The 16,512-nt window shown below is 40.0% G+C and carries 17 protein-coding genes and 2 pseudogenes; 15 read left to right on the top strand and 4 right to left on the bottom strand.

The annotated features are described in order from the left end of the window. Window positions 1-16: 16 nt before the first annotated feature. From H7U01_RS07450 to H7U01_RS07440, 3 genes are read right to left on the bottom strand one after another with little or no spacing between them, the layout of a single operon-like run. On the bottom strand, window positions 17-349 hold the full coding sequence (locus H7U01_RS07450) for a glucuronide permease (protein ID WP_073689360.1): 333 nt from the start codon (window positions 347-349) through the stop codon (window positions 17-19). A gap of 35 nt (window positions 350-384) precedes the next feature. Continuing rightward, a complete protein-coding gene (locus H7U01_RS07445) occupies window positions 385-855 on the bottom strand; it encodes an HXXEE domain-containing protein (RefSeq protein ID WP_073689359.1) in 471 nt (156 codons plus the stop codon). Between the two features lie 14 nt (window positions 856-869). Further along, window positions 870-1,409, bottom strand: coding sequence for a TetR/AcrR family transcriptional regulator (locus H7U01_RS07440; RefSeq protein ID WP_155197869.1), 540 nt, complete (start codon window positions 1,407-1,409; stop codon window positions 870-872). A 133-nt stretch (window positions 1,410-1,542) separates the two neighbouring features. Between H7U01_RS07440 and H7U01_RS07435 the strand changes: the two genes are divergently transcribed. The 15 genes and pseudogenes from H7U01_RS07435 to H7U01_RS07355 all read left to right on the top strand — a co-directional run bounded on the left by H7U01_RS07435 (window position 1,543) and on the right by H7U01_RS07355 (window position 15,786). Beyond that, window positions 1,543-2,439, top strand: coding sequence for a cation diffusion facilitator family transporter (locus tag H7U01_RS07435; RefSeq protein WP_201041374.1), 897 nt, complete (start codon window positions 1,543-1,545; stop codon window positions 2,437-2,439). Window positions 2,440-2,550: 111 nt separating this feature from the next. After that, window positions 2,551-3,645 (top strand): ferrochelatase, encoded by a 1,095-nt coding sequence (gene hemH, locus H7U01_RS07430; RefSeq protein WP_201041373.1) that lies wholly within the window; start codon window positions 2,551-2,553, stop codon window positions 3,643-3,645. Between the two features lie 95 nt (window positions 3,646-3,740). After that, window positions 3,741-4,778, top strand: coding sequence for an alcohol dehydrogenase catalytic domain-containing protein (locus H7U01_RS07425; RefSeq protein WP_073689355.1), 1,038 nt, complete (start codon window positions 3,741-3,743; stop codon window positions 4,776-4,778). 6 nt (window positions 4,779-4,784) lie between these two features. Next, a pseudogene (locus H7U01_RS07420) lies at window positions 4,785-5,078 on the top strand (IS30 family transposase); the annotation flags it as partial. Between the two features lie 166 nt (window positions 5,079-5,244). Continuing rightward, window positions 5,245-5,640 (top strand): CopY/TcrY family copper transport repressor, encoded by a 396-nt coding sequence (locus H7U01_RS07415; RefSeq protein ID WP_037597830.1) that lies wholly within the window; start codon window positions 5,245-5,247, stop codon window positions 5,638-5,640. A gap of 18 nt (window positions 5,641-5,658) precedes the next feature. Further along, window positions 5,659-6,030 carry a cupredoxin domain-containing protein gene (locus H7U01_RS07410; RefSeq protein WP_073689354.1) on the top strand — a complete coding sequence of 124 codons (372 nt, stop codon included), beginning with the start codon at window positions 5,659-5,661 and terminating at the stop codon, window positions 6,028-6,030. 11 nt (window positions 6,031-6,041) lie between these two features. Beyond that, a complete protein-coding gene (locus H7U01_RS07405; protein ID WP_201036298.1) occupies window positions 6,042-8,264 on the top strand; it encodes a heavy metal translocating P-type ATPase in 2,223 nt (740 codons plus the stop codon). A 408-nt stretch (window positions 8,265-8,672) separates the two neighbouring features. Continuing rightward, window positions 8,673-9,260: pseudogene (locus H7U01_RS07400) on the top strand (pyruvate oxidase); the annotation flags it as partial. Between the two features lie 96 nt (window positions 9,261-9,356). After that, window positions 9,357-10,217 (top strand): alpha/beta hydrolase, encoded by an 861-nt coding sequence (locus H7U01_RS07395; protein ID WP_201041372.1) that lies wholly within the window; start codon window positions 9,357-9,359, stop codon window positions 10,215-10,217. A 255-nt stretch (window positions 10,218-10,472) separates the two neighbouring features. Further along, a complete protein-coding gene (locus H7U01_RS10015; protein WP_105257729.1) occupies window positions 10,473-11,255 on the top strand; it encodes a hypothetical protein in 783 nt (260 codons plus the stop codon). Window positions 11,256-11,345: 90 nt separating this feature from the next. Next, complete coding sequence (locus tag H7U01_RS10010) at window positions 11,346-12,137, top strand: hypothetical protein (RefSeq protein WP_225791433.1); 792 nt, start codon at window positions 11,346-11,348, stop codon at window positions 12,135-12,137. A 235-nt stretch (window positions 12,138-12,372) separates the two neighbouring features. Beyond that, window positions 12,373-13,089 carry an ABC transporter ATP-binding protein gene (locus tag H7U01_RS07370; RefSeq protein ID WP_151404638.1) on the top strand — a complete coding sequence of 239 codons (717 nt, stop codon included), beginning with the start codon at window positions 12,373-12,375 and terminating at the stop codon, window positions 13,087-13,089. A gap of 1 nt (window position 13,090) precedes the next feature. Beyond that, entirely contained in the window at window positions 13,091-14,173 is a 1,083-nt protein-coding gene (locus H7U01_RS07365) for an ABC transporter permease (RefSeq protein ID WP_080612008.1), read from the top strand. Between the two features lie 23 nt (window positions 14,174-14,196). Continuing rightward, window positions 14,197-14,820 (top strand): TetR/AcrR family transcriptional regulator, encoded by a 624-nt coding sequence (locus H7U01_RS07360; protein ID WP_037599905.1) that lies wholly within the window; start codon window positions 14,197-14,199, stop codon window positions 14,818-14,820. Between the two features lie 201 nt (window positions 14,821-15,021). Continuing rightward, entirely contained in the window at window positions 15,022-15,786 is a 765-nt protein-coding gene (locus H7U01_RS07355; protein ID WP_155197865.1) for a nucleoside phosphorylase, read from the top strand. 60 nt (window positions 15,787-15,846) lie between these two features. On the opposite strand, the gene H7U01_RS07350 is transcribed toward H7U01_RS07355, so the two are convergent. Continuing rightward, window positions 15,847-16,482 carry an HAD hydrolase-like protein gene (locus H7U01_RS07350; RefSeq protein ID WP_073689347.1) on the bottom strand — a complete coding sequence of 212 codons (636 nt, stop codon included), beginning with the start codon at window positions 16,480-16,482 and terminating at the stop codon, window positions 15,847-15,849. Window positions 16,483-16,512: the final 30 nt, after the last annotated feature.

The raw sequence follows: 16,512 nt of genomic DNA, 5'->3' as shown, positions 1-16,512 counted from the left end.
AAAACTTGAGTTTTTCTTATATGAGGGCTAACAAAATGGTAAGAATCAGGGCGATGCCAATCCGAATGACATGGTGGGCTGGATTGAAGTTTTCTTTGTGCTTGCCATTCCAATAGGCTCCGTAGCAAATCAACCCACAACCAATCAGCCAAATGAATAAAGCAACAATCGGCAAAAGGAAGTAGAGGATGAGAGAGAAGGTCGCAAGGACACTTCCGATGAGGAGAAATGTATTTCCTAGAGTGTGATTCCCTTTTTTAACTTCAGTAAGAGAAGCCAATAAGTGAAGAAGAGCAAAAGCAAGGGATAAGAAGACTGTGATGATGCTAAAGATTAGATAAAGTGACATAGATGTTTCCTTTCTAAGATATGATTGTCTGAGTGCTATTTTTTATGACTGATTTTATTAAGAATCATAAATGATACTAGAAGATTTAAAACGATAACCAGTAAAGTCAAAAAAGAGTAACCATAGAGTTTGACTGAAATTTCAATTTTTAGAAATGCGATGGAGAACAAGCTCGTAAAAATGCCCGTTAACAAGCCAGGAACATATTTTCGAAGGACAATTGTCTGAATCAGATGTCCGAAAATATGGTAGATATAAGCAATTACAATGGTTGCGTAAATAGTATAGTTGCTAAACTGGTAGCTAAGAAAAAGTGATAGAAGCAGGATCAGAAACTGCTCCAAGACAATGGCATTGAAAGTAAAAGGAGTGTAATAAGAAAGGAATCGAATATCTGGAAACTGTGCTGATAGTTTTTTGACAAAGGAGGGCATCCATATGATTTCCTCAAGTTCGTGAAGCATGAATAAGGCTGGAAAGAGAAAATAAAATTGAGTGAGGGTCATAAAAAAACTTCTTTCTAGTTTGAACCAACTTTCAGTATCTCCAAATAAAACTGGACAACTTCCTGCTCGCTATAGGACTTGCCTTTTTTCAACCACCAGCTGAGGGTTTCAATGAAATGGCTGACGACCAGATGCTTGAGATAGGAGTGAGGAATGTTGGGGTGTGATTGAATCAGTTCGTCGGCTACCATTGGATAGACGTCATGTTCCAGTTCTTTTCGCAGCTGCCGGATAAAATAATCGTTTTTTGAAAGCAAGAGACTGGTTACATGGTCTTGATTTTTCTTGAAATGCTGAAATATATGGGCCAAGTAGTCTTGTGGAGAGAGGTATTGAGCGCGCTCAAACAAATGGTGAAAGAGCTTTTGGCAGAGCTCATCCAGTAGTAACTCTTTGCTCTCATAATGGCTGTAAAAGGTCGAACGCCCTACATCAGCCAGGTCAATAATCTCCTGAACGGTGATGGCCTCATAATCGTTTTGGTTAAGTAAGTGCAAGAAAGCTTGATAGATAGCTTTTCTAGTCTTGGTAATGCGACGATCTTGTGCAGTCATATGGACACTATGAACAAACTGTTCAGTAACGTACACAGCGAACGGTTTGCCCCTATCCTTTCTGTTGATAGTATTGGATAATAGATAATGAACATGATGTTCATGAATCTATTATAACAAAGGAAGTAATATAATGAAGACAAAATATGCGGTTTGGTTGGCTTTTTTATTAAATCTAAGCTTTGCCATTGTTGAATTTATTGCGGGTGGAATTTTTGGTTCTAGTGCAGTTCTCGCTGATTCGGTCCATGACTTTGGAGATGCAATCGCCATTGGCATCTCAGCTTTTCTAGAGAGCATTTCCAATCGGAAAGAAGACAGCCATTACACCTTGGGCTACAAGCGTTTTAGCCTTTTAGGTGCCATGGTGACCGCTGTGATTCTGATGACAGGGTCTGGCATGGTGATTTTAGAAAATGTAAGCAAGCTTTTCCACCCACAACCCGTCAATGAAGAAGGTCTTCTCTGGCTTGGAATCATTGCCATCAGTGTCAATGTGCTGGCGAGTCTGGTCATTCGCAAGGGGCAAACCAAGAATGAATCCATTCTCAGCCTGCACTTTTTGGAAGACACCTTGGGTTGGTTGGCCGTCATCTTGATGGCCATTGTTCTCCGATTTACTGACTGGTATATCCTGGATCCGCTCCTGTCCCTTGCCATTTCCTTCTTTATTCTATCAAAAGCCATTCCACGTTTTTGGAGCACGCTCAAGATTTTCCTGGATGCTGTACCAGAAGGGGTGAACATCCAGAAGATAAAGACGGATTTGGCTGAATTGGACAATGTCGCTAGTATCAATCAGCTCAATCTCTGGACCATGGACGGCTTAGAGAAGAATGCTATTGTCCATGTTTGTCTGGAGCATGTCAAGCATATGGAGGTCTGTAAAGAGTCTATCCGCACCTTGTTTAAAGACTGTGGCTTTCAAAATGTCACCATCGAAGTGGATGAAGACCTAGCAACTCACCGCGCCCACAAGCGAAATATCGAAGAGCTGGAAGCAGAAAGTGAGCAGCAAAACCATCATTAAGGTTTGTTTTTAAACTCTTAAAGTCTACCTTTAAGAGTTATTTTGATACTAAGTTCCCTAAAGTAAGCCTTTTCATGCTAAAATAGAATAAACGTGAAACAAGGAGTATTTATGAGTAAGAGAGCTGTGTTGATGATGACCTTTGGGTCACCAGAAGAGATTACCTATGAAGGAGTAGCGGAATTTTTCACGAATATCCGACGTGGTATTCGTCCTGAACCACATGAAATTCAGACTTTATATGACAATTACGTACGAATTGGCGGAACTCCACTTCAAAGGATAACTAGAGAAGAAGTGGATCTGGTTGCTTCTGCTCTTGGAGAACACGCATCAGTATACTTTGCTAATAAATTTTCCCGCCCTTTTATCACTGATGTAATCAAAGAGATGGAGAATGACGGAATTGAAGAATGTTTGTGCTTGATTTTAGAGCCTCATTATTCTTACTATTCTGTCATGGGATATGAGAAATTTTTAGAAAGTGAGCAGATTAGGTTTCAAATTATCAAGGACTGGTACCGTGAACACGACCTACTCTACTATTGGGCTGATGAGATTCGAAATATTTTAGATCAAATTAGAGATGACAGCTATAAGGTGATTTTTTCAGCTCATAGTGTCCCAGTTTTGGCCCTTGATTTTGGTGATCCTTATATAGATCAGATTTATGACAATACTCGCTTGATTGTGGAAATTTTAGGCCTTGAAGAAGACCAGTATAACAATACATGGCAGAGTGAAAGTGATATTGGTATCCCTTGGATTAAACCTGATGTCTTAGAATACCTTCATGATGAGAAGGAGCACCCTGACCACTATATTTTTGTCCCGATAGCTTTTATTAGTGAGCATATTGAGGTTCTTTTTGATAATGATGTGGAGTGTAAGGAGCTTTGTCATGAGCTTGGTGTGACCTATCACCGTCCTCCTATGCCAAATAGCGATACTCGTTTGATTAAAGCCCTTCTTTCAACCATTCAGTCTCATATAGACGGTGACTATCGTTACTATCATCCTCAACTAGAGACTTTTGATGAGTTGGAAGCTCCTTCAAACATAGGACAGATTTTAGAAGAGGAAGAAGATATTCAGATGCCTGATTTCGTCAAAAAATTGATTGCTAAAAAAGGTCGAGAGAATGTCAAGATGCCATATCTAGTTAAGAAAATGCTTGAAAAGAAGTATGGGAAAAAATATGATTAAGTAACTAAATATGACCGTAATAGGGAGTGTTTGATGTGAGCGATTTCTTGTTAAAAAGTATATACTATCAGTAGCGAAAGAATAGAGGTTATTAAATGAGATCAGCAGTTTATACCAAAGCTGGGCAGGTTGGTCTAGCAGAAATTAATCGCCCGCAAATCGTGGCAGCAGATGATGCCATTATCAAGATAGTACGTACTTGCGTTTGTGGATCGGACCTTTGGAGTTACCGTAATCCGGAAATGGAAGAAGGACATAGAAATAGCGGTCATGAGGCTATCGGAATTGTCGAAGAAGTTGGTGAGGAAGTTACTACAGTAAAACCAGGTGACTTTGTCATTGCCCCTTTCACACATGGTTGTGGACAGTGTGATGCCTGTCGTTCTGGTTTTGACGGCTCTTGTGACAACCACCCAGGTAATAACTGGTCTGGGGGCGTGCAGGCTGAGTATATCCGTTTCCACTTTGCCAACTGGGCCCTAGTCAAAATTCCTGGGCAACCTTCAGATTATAGTGAAGGCATGCTCAAGTCCCTTTTGACACTGGCTGATGTCATGCCGACGGGTTACCATGCGGCGCGTGTGGCTAATGTGCAAAAAGGTGACAAGGTGGTCGTTATCGGAGATGGGGCTGTTGGTCAATGTGCTGTCATCGCGGCTAAGATGCGTGGTGCTTCACAAATTGTCCTTATGAGTCGTCACGAAGATCGTCAAAAAATGGCTTTGGAGTCAGGAGCGACAGCAGTTGTTGCTGAACGTGGCGAAAAAGGTATTGCCAAAGTCCGTGAAATCCTCGGGGGAGGAGCAGATGCAGCTCTCGAATGTGTCGGTACAGAAGCGGCAGTAGATCAAGCTCTTGGAGTCCTTCATAATGGTGGCCGTATGGGATTTGTTGGTGTTCCACACTATGAAAATCGTGCCATTGGATCAACCTTTGGACAAAATACAATGATTGGTGGCGGACCAGCCTCTGTCACAACCTATGATAAACAAGTTTTGTTAAAAGCTGTTCTTGATGGTGACATCAATCCAGGCCGAGTCTTTACGACAAGTTATAAATTGGAAGATATTAATCAAGCCTATAAAGATATGGATGAACGCAAGTCTATTAAATCTATGATTGTGATAGAGTAACGAATTAAGTCAATCACTTTTGATTGCGGAAAAGAATTTTATAATTGGAAATCTATTCCGAATGCACATGACATTGATATTTTCTTTGCGGATCCAGGATGTCCTCAGCAACGAGGTCTCATTGAACATTCTAATGGCTTATTAAGACGAAATGGACTACCTAAACAAATGGATCTTACGAATATTTCTCAAAATTATTTATCAGCTACAGCTGATAAAAGAAATAGACTTCCTAGGAAGTCTTTGAATTATCAAACACCATACCAAGTTTTTCTGAGTTACATGAAAAATCTAACTTAATTTGACAATTTAGGGAGATAAAAATAGGGAGTGGAAAAAGCCCAATCAGACAGATCTTCAAAGGAAGATTTGTTTTTTTTTTTTTAACTTTGGGTTGACAAATGTAAACCTTAGGAGTAGAATAACATTGTAAGGTTTACAAATGTAGATTTAGAAAGGAGAGGTCATGCAAATTTCCAATGCGGAATGGCGCATCATGAAGATTATCTGGATGGAAGGCAAGCAGACCAGCACGGATTTGATCGCCGTCTTGTCCGAGCGCTTTGACTGGTCGAAGTCGACCATCAAGACCCTCTTGCTCCGCTTGGTGGAAAAGGGGTGCTTGACTAGAGAAAAAACAGGCAAAGCCTTTGTTTACTCGGCATTGTTGACGCAGGACCAGAGTTTAGACTTGGTGGTTGAGGAGGTGAAAGACAAGGTTTGCTCAAAAAGAATTGTCCAGGTGCTTGAAAACTTGATTCAGGAGAGTGACTTTACGCTTGCAGATCTTAATCAGCTGCAGCAGGTCCTGGAAGAAAAGAAAGCAGAGGCTGTCGAAACAGTCCCTTGCAATTGTATGTAGTAGAAAGAAGGAAATTTCATGTTTGGATTGTTAATTAGTATTGTTTGTTTACTTGGGGTTGCTTTTATTGCTTGGTGGTTCTTTGCAGAGCATGAAAAGGTAAGCGGCCACGCTCGTCAGAAATTAGGTTATCAAGAAATTGAAGTCGAAGTCATGGGGGGCTATTCGCCTGAAACCATTGTCCTGAAAAAGAATGTTCCAGCCCGGATCATCTTTAATCGCAAGGATCCATCTTCATGTCTGGCTCAAGTGATCTTTCCAGATTTTGGCGTTCATGAAGATTTGCCTTTAGGTGAAAAACATGTCATTGAAATTACGCCAGAAAAAGCGGGCGAATATGGGTATTCATGTGGAATGAACATGATGCATGGTCAAATGATTGTGGAATAAAGGAGTTAGGTATGGTAGAAAAACAAAAAGCAGTTGTGGAAAACGGAGTGCAAAAGATCCGTATTACAGCAGAAAAGGGCTATAGTCCCAAAGAATTTCAACTTCAAAAAGGGATCCCTGCTGAAATCACCTTCCATCGGGTCAATCCTTCCGGCTGTTACAAGGAAATTTTGTTTGAAGATCAGGGAATTTTAGAGCCTTTGGAAGTCGGTGTGGATAAGGTGATATCCTTTACCCCGACAGAAACAGGGGACTTTGAGTTTTCATGTGGAATGAAGATGCAAAAGGGTTCCTACACGGTTGTGGAAAAACGCCGTCGTGTCTTAAGTTTACGGGGTCGCTTTTGGATTACTAGTATCTTTACCCTTCCTTTATTGATCTTGATGATCGGGATGTGGGCAGGATTTGTATCCCATCCAGTCAGTCGCTGGGGAACTTTTCTAGCGACAACGCCGATCATGTTGGTAGCAGGAGTACCTTTTATCAAGAGTGCCTGGGCCTCATTTAAGAAGCACCATTCCAATATGGATACCTTGGTAGCTCTTGGAACCCTGGTAGCCTATGTCTATAGTGTATTTGCCCTTTTTACTGGTCAGCCAGTATACTTTGAGGCTGCGGGTTTTATCATCTTCTTTATCCTCTTAGGGCAAATCTTTGAAGAACGGATGCGTAACAATGCCTCCGAGGCTGTGGAAAAATTGTTGGATTTGCAGGCAAAAACGGCTCAAGTTCTCCGTGATGGGAACTATGTCGAGGTGGCGGCAGAAGATATCCAAATTGGTGACTTGATTCGGGTCCGTCCTGGGGAAAAGATCGCAGTTGATGGGACGATTGTAGAAGGAAGTACGACCATTGATGAGTCGATGGTGACAGGTGAAAGCTTGCCTGTAGAAAAATCAGTTGGTGATGCAGTTATCGGCTCCACTATCAACAGCAATGGGACCATTCTCTTTAAGGCTGAAAAAGTCGGTAGTGAGACCCTCTTATCTCAAATTGTGGACTTTGTCAAAATGGCCCAATCCAGTCGTGCTCCCATTCAAGATTTGACGGATAAGATTTCAGGTATCTTTGTTCCAGTGGTGACGATTTTGGCCATTGCGACTTTCTGGGTTTGGTCCGTGCTTCTGGGCGCGTCGCTTCAAGAGGCCATGCTCTATGCAGTCTCTGTCCTCATTATTGCCTGTCCTTGTGCCCTTGGTTTAGCAACCCCAACAGCCCTGATGGTCGGAACCGGCCGTAGTGCCAAGATGGGGGTTCTGATTAAAAATGGAACAGTTCTTCAAGAAGTGCAAAAGATTCAAACCGTTGTGTTTGATAAGACAGGGACTATTACTATTGGTCAACCACTTGTAACCGATGTTGTAGGAGATGAAGCGCGTGTCTTGACACTGGCTGCTAGTCTTGAAACTTTTTCAGAACATCCACTAGCCCAAGCGGTGTTATCCCAAGCAGAAGAAAAAGGTTTGGTGTTATCCCCTGTGGAAAACTTCCAAGCGATTGAAGGAAAAGGGGTCCAAGGTCAGATCGACCAGCAGTTGGTGACCTTGGGAAATGGTAAACTTCATGACGGGACAGCGATGGATCCGGAGCTTGAAAAACGGATGGTAGAGTTGCAAGAGCAGGCCAAAACAGTGATCAGTTTGTCTGTGGATGGGCAAGTGATTGGCTTGATTGCCATTCAAGATGCTCCGAAGGCCAGCTCAAAAGAAGCGATCAAAAAGCTCAAAGAACGGGGCTTGAAAACGGTCATGTTAACGGGGGATAATGAACGGGTGGCCCAAGCTATTGCTAAGCAAGTGGGAATTGACACCGTCATTGCTGATGTCCTTCCTCAAGAAAAAGCTAACGCCATTCAAAAACTGCAAGAAGCTAGCAAGGTCGCGTTTGTTGGAGATGGGATCAATGATGCTCCAGCTCTCTCGATCGCGGATGTGGGGATCGCTATGGGATCTGGAACGGATATTGCGATCGAGTCCGGTGGCATCGTGCTCACGCAAAATGATTTGCTTGGCGTTGTGCGCGCCTTTGACATGAGTCAAAAGACCTTCCGCAGGATCTTACTCAATCTCTTCTGGGCCTCTATCTACAATATCCTTGGGCTTCCAATTGCTGCTGGAGTCTTTGTAGGACTGGGATTGACCCTCAATCCAGAACTAGCAGGTCTTGCCATGGCCCTTAGTTCTTTGTCTGTTTTGACTAGCTCTCTGCTTCTCAATGTTGCGAAAATTGATTAAATGAAATAAAAAGAAAGTGAGACAGAAATCGGTAATTCGTTAGAATTCGATTTCGTCGTCTCACCTCCGAACAGTTGAGTAGGGCTGTAAAAGCTAATGAAATTAGCGTAGTAGAGCCTACTCAACCACTGCGTCTTGCTCAACAATCCAAAAACAATTAAGAGGCTAGGACTTTTGTCCCAGCCTCTTTTTGTTCGATTTCCTACAGCTACAAGTCTTAGAGGTGCATGTAAATTATAACAAAATATCCTATTCTACTATAGTTTGTGAAAATTTCTCAAATTCAGCATCTGTTATGTAATAGGAATTGAGCATCTCTGAGCAGATTCTTATACATGTGACTCTCTTTGTGATAAATTAGTACTTTAATCGTTTTCATGAGAATAGTCAGAATAAATTTATTTTCAAGACGAGCTTAACATTGATGATTTCCAAGAGCTCAACCAAAACCCAATGTACAACGGTATCGCTGTTTACAACAAACGTGTCGATTACACAGAACAATTGCCAAAAGTGATTAACGAAGCTTGCCGTGCTGCTGTTTCTAAAAAAGATCCAGCTGTCGTTGAAATTCCAGTAAATTTCGGTTTCCAAGAAATCGACGAAAACTCATACTACGGATCAGGTTCTTACGAACGTCGCTTCGTCGCTCCTGCTTTGAACAAAGTGGAAATCAACAAAGCTGTTGAAATCTTGAACAATGCGGAACGCCCAGTGATCTATGCTGGTTTCGGTGGAGTTGGTGCTGGTGATATCATCACTGAATTGTCACGCATGATTAAAGCGCCAATCATCACAACTGGTAAAAACTTTGAAGTTTTCGAATGGAACTACGAAGGGTTGACAGGTTCTGCATACCGTGTTGGTTGGAAACCAGCCAACGAAGTGGTCTTTGAAGCAGACACAGTTCTCTTCCTTGGTTCAAACTTCCCATTTGCAGAACTTTACGATAAGTTGGATGTGATTCCATTTAAAGAGATGAATCGTTTCATCAAAGAAAATATGTAAGATGAACTAGCTCAAAATTAGTATTGCTAGTAAAAGAGTTTAGGAACATCTTGCTCTTTTATAAAGCAAATCGGAAAGGTAATTATGAAGAAAAAAACTCTTATTTTCAGTCTTTTAGCAACGCTTGGTCTTGTTTGTGTAGGTGGTTGGTATTTTATTTCCCAAAACCAAACGCAGGCCGTAAAAGCAGAAGCAAGAAAAACATTTATTCAATCAAGTCGTCCGACCATTTTTTTCCATGGTTGGGGCTCAAGCAGTCGTGCGGAAAGACATATGGCCAATGCAGCAAAAGACGCTGGTGTGACTAAAACTATCATTGATGCCAAGGTGGATAAGGATGGGCAAGTTACTCTGGACGGCTCTATTCCCAAAGGTGCCATCAATCCTATTGTCCTAGTCAATTTTGACAATAATCGAGGTGCTAGCACTCAGGACCAGGGCGACTATGCCTACGCTGTCGTCAAAGCTCTCCAAGATAACTACGCAATTACTGAGATGAATATGGTTGGTCACTCATACGGCAATATGGCCATCGTCTACTATATGCTCCAACACGGCAGTGATACCAGTCTGCCTAAACTAGTCAAGCAGGTGGATATCGCCGGACACTTTAACGGGATCATCGGCATGAATGAACCGGAAAATAACTCTCTAGATGGCGAAGGAAAGCCAACTAGCATGACCGAGTCATATGAAGAGCTCTTGTCTCTTGGAGACAACTATCCTCAAGGACAAGTTGAAGTCCTCAACATCTATGGCAATACAGGTAAAGAGAGTGATGAGCGCGTGACCAATCTATCCAGTCAATCCCTAGCCTATCTGCTTAAAGGTCATGTCAAATCCTACCAAGAAAAGGAAATCACAGGTCCTAACGGCCAACACAGTAAACTCCATGAAACAGCTTTGGTTGATAAGCCTTTGATTGCTTTCTTGTGGGGGAAATGAGTTGATAAGAATACAAAAGATTCTAGTAGAAGCTGTCTACTAGATTTTTTTAATACAATGATTGGGTTGGCAAAGAAGAGAAGTAAAAGAACGAATCCAATTTTATCTGACATTTCATGTAAAGAATGTTAAAATAAAGATAAGATAATGTAATCGTTTACATTAATTGAGTAATGTTATACATATATTCAGAAAATGGATTTTAACAGTCGCTTGTTTTTCTTTTGTTTACTCTAGTTTATAGGGGGTAGTGCTATGAAAAAGAAAATCAATCATTGTTTACTTTTGTTTCTCATAATATTTACAGCCTTGTTTTTGATGGGGTTCAGAAAGATGAAGTCTAGTGATTATAACAAGGTCAGAGGGGTTATTGTCGAGAACTGTAATAAAGTAGGTCTGCATGGTAAGGTTACTATTACTAAATTGTATTGGACAGCCTTAGAAATACCAACTTACCACGTGACTTATACCTATTCTGAGAAAACTTACGATGACCAGAAAGTAGTTTTAGAGCAGAATACGGCTATTTATGAAGACAGGTCAAGTGACTCTTATGGCAATGTTCCAGAATATAAGGAATCGTTTTTGAAGCAGAAATCTGTCCAAAAGGTTGAAAAGAAAATTGAAAAACAATTGAAGAAACAAAAACTCGGTCTTCCTATTAGTTCATTTAGTTTTCTATCTAACTTCAGTCATGATGAAAAGGAGAAAAATCTGGATACCTTAGCCTCAGACAATCTCAAAGAAGGTAAGAAGGACTTTGCAGGTTACTATCAAATTCCATACCAAACCTTGATTGATAAAGAGTTGATTGAGATGGTCATTTATATCGATGAAAAGACAACAGTCAAATCACAAGATATGAAAGAAGCTGCTAAAAAGTTGGATGCCAGGGACCTTCCAAATGGTGAATATAGTTTTTATCAATCTAATTTTGAAGATGGACCAAATAATTCAGTCGATTACAATTTTAAAGTTAAAGACGGGAAAGTCGTTTTTTATGAAGACGAGAATCTAGTATTAGAAGATGATGATTAAAGATGGAAGGTCGAAAAAATAACTAGGTTGAGGAATGATAAGTCTTAATTATATTTCTATCCCTAGTTATACACTATTGGAGGTAGTGCTATGAAAAAGAAAATCTATCGCATTCTATTCTTGATTCCCTTGCTGCTATCAGTTTTGGTTTTGAGCGGTTGCAAGGTGATGATGCCTAGTGATTACATAAAAATTAAGCGAATCATCATCGAAGATTGTAACAAAGTGGGTCTTCATGGCAAAGTTAACATCACTGACTTACATTGGACTCCACTAGAAAGTCCAACTTACTACGTATCTTATACCTATTCTGAGAACACCTACGATGGGCAAACAATTAAATTGGAAGAGAATAATAGGGCTATTCCTGAAAATAGGTCATCTGATTCTTATGACAGTATTCAATTTTTACACTATAAGGAATCGTTTTTGAAGCAGAAATCTGTCCAAAAAGTTGAGAAGAAAATTGAAAAACAATTGAAGAAACAAAAACTCGGTCTTCCTATTAGGTTTTTTAGTTTTCTATCTTATTCCAGTCATGATGAAAAGGGAAAAATATTGGATACTATTGCCTCCGAAAATCTTAAGGAAGGTAAGAAGGACTTTGCAGGCTACTATCAAATTCCATACCAAACCTTGATTGATCAAGAGTTGGTTTATATGACTATTTTTATTGATGATAATGCATCAGTCAAAGAACAAGATATGAAAGATGCGGCTAAAAAGTTAGATGCTAGTGATCTTCCGAATGGTAAATATAATTTCTTTTATTCCAATACCAAGGATGAAAATCAAGATTCAATCAGTTATTCTTTTAAAGTAAAAGATGGGAAAGTCGTTTTTTATGGGGATGAGAATCTAGTACTAGAAGATGATGATTAAAGGTGAGGAGATGAAGAAAAGTTATAAATTCTATTTATTTGTGATTATCAAGAATCTTCCTTCTCACGAGCCTTTAAAAAGTGGATAGGAGAGATTATTTCAGAGTATCGTGAATAGATTCTTAACATCAGAAGTTTTTGTCATAAACATTGGATGCTATCATCCAGTGTTTTTATTTTAAAAAAATTCAATATATCCTTGACAAGTGAGTAAACACTCACTAAGGAGGATGCATATGAAAACATTGCTACATTTACAAGATTTACAAAAATCTTTTGGTCAACAACTGGTGTTAAACCACGTTGGTTTTGAATTACAGTCTGGGGAAATCATTGGTCTAATCGGTCCTTCTGGTGCTGGTAAATCAACCATGATTAAAACTATGTTAGGAATGGAAAAGGCAGATAGTGGTATCGCTTTAGTCTTAGACCACACCATGCCTAATCGCCATATTCTGGGAGATATAGGCTATATGGCCCAGTCAGATGCTTTATATGATGCTTTGTCAGGACAAGAAAATCTGGAATTTTTCGGTCAGCTAAAAGGACTTTCCAAAAAAGACTTAACAACAGAAATTGCCCATGTGTCTCAGGTGGTAGATCTAACAGATCACTTAAATAAGGCTGTGTCTGGTTATTCCGGAGGGATGAAACGACGTTTGTCGCTGGCGATTGCACTTTTAGGAAATCCGCAACTTTTGATTTTGGACGAACCGACAGTTGGAATCGACCCCTCTCTTAGGAAGAAAATCTGGAAGGAATTAATCACGCTTAGAGACAATGGTGTAGGAATTCTGGTAACAACCCATGTCATGGATGAAGCAGAGCTGACAGATAAGGTCGGACTACTATTAGGTGGAAAAATCATTGCCTTTGATACACCATCCAAGCTAAAAGAATCTTATGGTGTTTCAAGTATTGAGGAAGTCTTTTTGAAAGCAGAAGGAGAATGAAATGAGAACCATTGCCATTGCAAAAAAAGTCGTCAAAGAATTGCTTCGTGACAAACGGACACTGGCCCTAATGTTTGTAGCACCAGTCTTTATCATGTGGTTGATGAACCTCATGTTTTCAGCAAGTACAACTGTAAATGTCAAGTTAGCGACACAAGATGTGCCAAGTAGTTTGGTAAGTAAGATGGACGACTTAGAACATGTCAGTGTCAAAACCTACAAAGACTTGGATCAAGCTAAAGAGGCTTTAAACGATGAAAAAGTAGATGCAGTTATCTCTTATAAGGATGGGGAATATCATGTAGCCTATGCCAATACAGATGCCTCTAAAACTTCGGTGACCCGACAAATATTACGCACCAGTATTGCCAGTGAAGGCACCAATCAATTATTAGCACGTGTGAAGCAATCCCTTCCACAATTACAACTAAAGGTAAAATCTCCTGAAATTAAGGAATCTTATGAATATGGTAACGAGGACACCGGCTTCTTTGCTAAAATGATTCCTGTTTTGCTTGGGTTCGTCGTTTTCTTCTTTGTCTTTTTGATTTCAGGGATGGCACTCTTGAAAGAACGTACTAGCGGAACCCTAGATCGTTTGTTGGCAACCCCAGTCAAACGTTCGGAAATTGTTTACGGCTATATGTTGTCTTACGGCCTTATTGCCATACTGCAGACAGGAGTAGTCGTTCTAGCAGCCATCTGGTTGTTGAACATTGAAGTTGTCGGAAGCCTGTTAAATGTTATAATAGTTAATGTGGTACTGGCTCTGGTGGCACTAGCCTTCGGAATTCTCTTGTCTACCTTGGCAAAATCAGAATTTCAGATGATGCAATTTATTCCTCTTGTGATTATGCCGCAACTCTTTTTCTCAGGAATCATTCCACTTGATTCAATGGGAGACTGGGCAAAAACTCTAGGGAAATTCTTGCCTTTGACCTACTCAGGTGATGCGATGAGTCAGATTATTCTTTACGGACGTGGACTTGGAGATATTTTACCAAATATTGGTGTTCTACTAGTCTTCCTTGTCGCTTTGACAGTTCTCAATATTGTCGGCTTGCGTCGTTACCGTAAAGTATAAAATATAAATATACGAGGATGAAAATGAGTGAGAGTGTTTTTGAGTCGTTTGAAGCTTATCTAAAGGGTGCAGACTATCCCAAGGGAAAGAAAAAAATCATGCAGGCGGCGGTCGATTTGATTTCTACTAAGAGTTACAATGGAACCTCCACCTTACAAATTGCTAAACATGCGGGACTTAGCCAAGCAACGCTCTTCAAGTATTTCAAGACCAAAGAAGATTTATTAACGGCTATTTTGCACCCTGTTGTTCCAGGACTTTTCGGTCGTTTTTTTGAAGAACTTTTAGCCTTAGAAACGACTGAAGAAAAGGTGCATTATCTGGTCCAAAATCGTATGGCCTATCTCAAAACGAATCGCGCTTTGATGAAAATTATTCTTCAGGAAATTTTTTCAAATAAGAAACTGAGAAAAGAACAACTTTATATTTGGAATACTCTTCAGGATAAATTATTAGTACTCCATAAGGAATTGATAGCAGATTCACGAGTGAATCCTGAAATCACGGTTCCTCAAATGGTTCGTATTTGTATAGGTCCCTTATTGGCCTACTTTGCCCAACTCTATATCGTTAGCGACAATAGTGACATAAGAGAAGAAGACTTAAATTTGTTGGAAAAACAGATTTTAGGTGGTTTGTGGAAATAAACGCCGACTGAAATGATATTTCTTAAAATAAAACACAAAAAGGACATGTTTCTGACTAAAGCAGATTTATGTCCTTTCTTTTCAGTTATGTACATTGTTTAATTGGTTTTTCTTTGTGATTCTTGGGAAGTAGTTCCTATGAAATCATATAATCAGTTTGAATTTTTGATATAATAATTCTTAAAATTTAGGAGGCAACAGATGATACATAAACATGAAATCCCAATTTTAGAGTTTGATGACAATCCTCAGGCTGTGATTATGCCGACCCATGAGGATTTAGACTTGAACTTGCCGGCTAGGTGCGTCTACGCCTTTTTAGAAGAAGAAATCGAACGCTATGCGAATGCTGTTGGCGCTGAAAAAGTTGGAGAGTTTGTCTCTGCGACCAAAAGTTATCCTATATTCGTTATGTCTTACAATGGGGAGGAGATTTGCTTGGCTCAAGCTCCAGTTGGTTCAGCTGCAGCTGCACAATTTCTTGATTGGTTGATTGGTTATGGCGTAAAACAAATCATTTCAACTGGAACTTGTGGCGTTTTGGTAAACATGAAGGAGAATGTTTTTTTGATTCCTACTAGAGCGTTGAGGGATGAAGGAGCGAGTTACCACTATGTAGCTCCATCCCGCTATATAGACATGAATAAACAAGCTCTGGAAGCTATTGAGAAAACTTTAAAACAAAAGAAAATCCCCTATGAAGAGGTCATGACATGGTCGACAGATGGTTTTTATAGAGAAACACCAGATAAGGTTTCCTATCGCATTGAAGAGGGCTGTAGTGTTGTAGAGATGGAATGTTCTGCACTTGCAGCAGTTGCTCAACTTCGAGGAGCTATTTGGGGATTGCTACTCTTTACGGCAGATTCCCTTGCAGATATTGACAATTACGATCAAAGAGCTTGGGGATCAGAGGCTTTTGATAAGGCTTTGGAGCTTTGTCTGGATATCATTGTTCAGATGTAATCTAGATTCAATAGAAAAAAAGCATGATTGTCTAGTCATGCTCTTTTCATGTATCAATTATTATTTCAAAATATCCCAAAGTTCTTGGGGAGTCTCAGTTACAAAATCTGGATTTTCTGCTAATAGGGTTTCGTTAGCCCCGAATCCCCAGGTCACCGCTATTGTTTTGATGCCAACTGTTTTTCCACCAATCAAATCAAACTTGGTATCACCAACAATGACGGACTGGTCTTTAGGGGCTTGATTTTCAGTAATGGCACGCTGCAAGACATCAGCCTTATGAAAAGCAGCAGGGGTAGATCCATAAATACCTTCAAAATATTCAGTAATACCAAGGTGTTGGCACATTTCTAGGGCAATGGGTTCATTTTTTGAAGTTGTGATAAAGATTTTCTTGTTAGGGTCTTTACTAAGTTGTTCAAGAACTTCCTTAATACCATCATAGAGGTGAGCTTCCAATTGTCCTTTGGTCTCATAATAGTCACGATAAATCTTGACAGCTTTGGCAGCACCTTCTTCACTAACCTCTTCTTTAAAGGTTACCTCGAGAGGTGGTCCCATAAAGGTACGAATTTTCTGATCACTAGGAACAGGAAGGCCTAGTCTTTCAAAAGTTTGAACAAAACCATTGTGAATACCCTCAGAACTATCAACGAGGGTACCATCTAGGTCGAAAAAAATATGTGTGAGTGTCATAGAATTCTCCAATATATTCTCTTTGGTTTA

Source organism: Streptococcus sp. 21.1 (genome assembly GCF_016648635.1).
Taxonomy (GTDB): domain Bacteria; phylum Bacillota; class Bacilli; order Lactobacillales; family Streptococcaceae; genus Streptococcus.
The sequence above is the reverse complement of the archived record's forward strand: the minus strand, read 5'-3'. Positions and strand labels throughout refer to the sequence as shown.

What these genes read in the sequence shown, in the direction of transcription:
- H7U01_RS07350 (WP_073689347.1), bottom strand. Translation starts at nt 16,482, where the DNA reads ATGACACTCACACATATTTTTTTCGACCTAGATGGTACCCTCGTTGAT.
- H7U01_RS10010 (WP_225791433.1), top strand. Translation starts at nt 11,346, where the DNA reads ATGAAAAAGAAAATCTATCGCATTCTATTCTTGATTCCCTTGCTGCTA.
- H7U01_RS07370 (WP_151404638.1), top strand. Translation starts at nt 12,373, where the DNA reads ATGAAAACATTGCTACATTTACAAGATTTACAAAAATCTTTTGGTCAA.
- H7U01_RS07355 (WP_155197865.1), top strand. Translation starts at nt 15,022, where the DNA reads ATGATACATAAACATGAAATCCCAATTTTAGAGTTTGATGACAATCCT.
- H7U01_RS07435 (WP_201041374.1), top strand. Translation starts at nt 1,543, where the DNA reads ATGAAGACAAAATATGCGGTTTGGTTGGCTTTTTTATTAAATCTAAGC.
- H7U01_RS07410 (WP_073689354.1), top strand. Translation starts at nt 5,659, where the DNA reads ATGTTTGGATTGTTAATTAGTATTGTTTGTTTACTTGGGGTTGCTTTT.
- H7U01_RS07360 (WP_037599905.1), top strand. Translation starts at nt 14,197, where the DNA reads ATGAGTGAGAGTGTTTTTGAGTCGTTTGAAGCTTATCTAAAGGGTGCA.
- H7U01_RS07405 (WP_201036298.1), top strand. Translation starts at nt 6,042, where the DNA reads ATGGTAGAAAAACAAAAAGCAGTTGTGGAAAACGGAGTGCAAAAGATC.
- H7U01_RS07395 (WP_201041372.1), top strand. Translation starts at nt 9,357, where the DNA reads ATGAAGAAAAAAACTCTTATTTTCAGTCTTTTAGCAACGCTTGGTCTT.
- H7U01_RS07425 (WP_073689355.1), top strand. Translation starts at nt 3,741, where the DNA reads ATGAGATCAGCAGTTTATACCAAAGCTGGGCAGGTTGGTCTAGCAGAA.
- H7U01_RS07445 (WP_073689359.1), bottom strand. Translation starts at nt 855, where the DNA reads ATGACCCTCACTCAATTTTATTTTCTCTTTCCAGCCTTATTCATGCTT.
- H7U01_RS07415 (WP_037597830.1), top strand. Translation starts at nt 5,245, where the DNA reads ATGCAAATTTCCAATGCGGAATGGCGCATCATGAAGATTATCTGGATG.
- H7U01_RS07450 (WP_073689360.1), bottom strand. Translation starts at nt 349, where the DNA reads ATGTCACTTTATCTAATCTTTAGCATCATCACAGTCTTCTTATCCCTT.
- H7U01_RS07440 (WP_155197869.1), bottom strand. Translation starts at nt 1,409, where the DNA reads ATGACTGCACAAGATCGTCGCATTACCAAGACTAGAAAAGCTATCTAT.
- H7U01_RS10015 (WP_105257729.1), top strand. Translation starts at nt 10,473, where the DNA reads ATGAAAAAGAAAATCAATCATTGTTTACTTTTGTTTCTCATAATATTT.
- hemH (WP_201041373.1), top strand. Translation starts at nt 2,551, where the DNA reads ATGAGTAAGAGAGCTGTGTTGATGATGACCTTTGGGTCACCAGAAGAG.
- H7U01_RS07365 (WP_080612008.1), top strand. Translation starts at nt 13,091, where the DNA reads ATGAGAACCATTGCCATTGCAAAAAAAGTCGTCAAAGAATTGCTTCGT.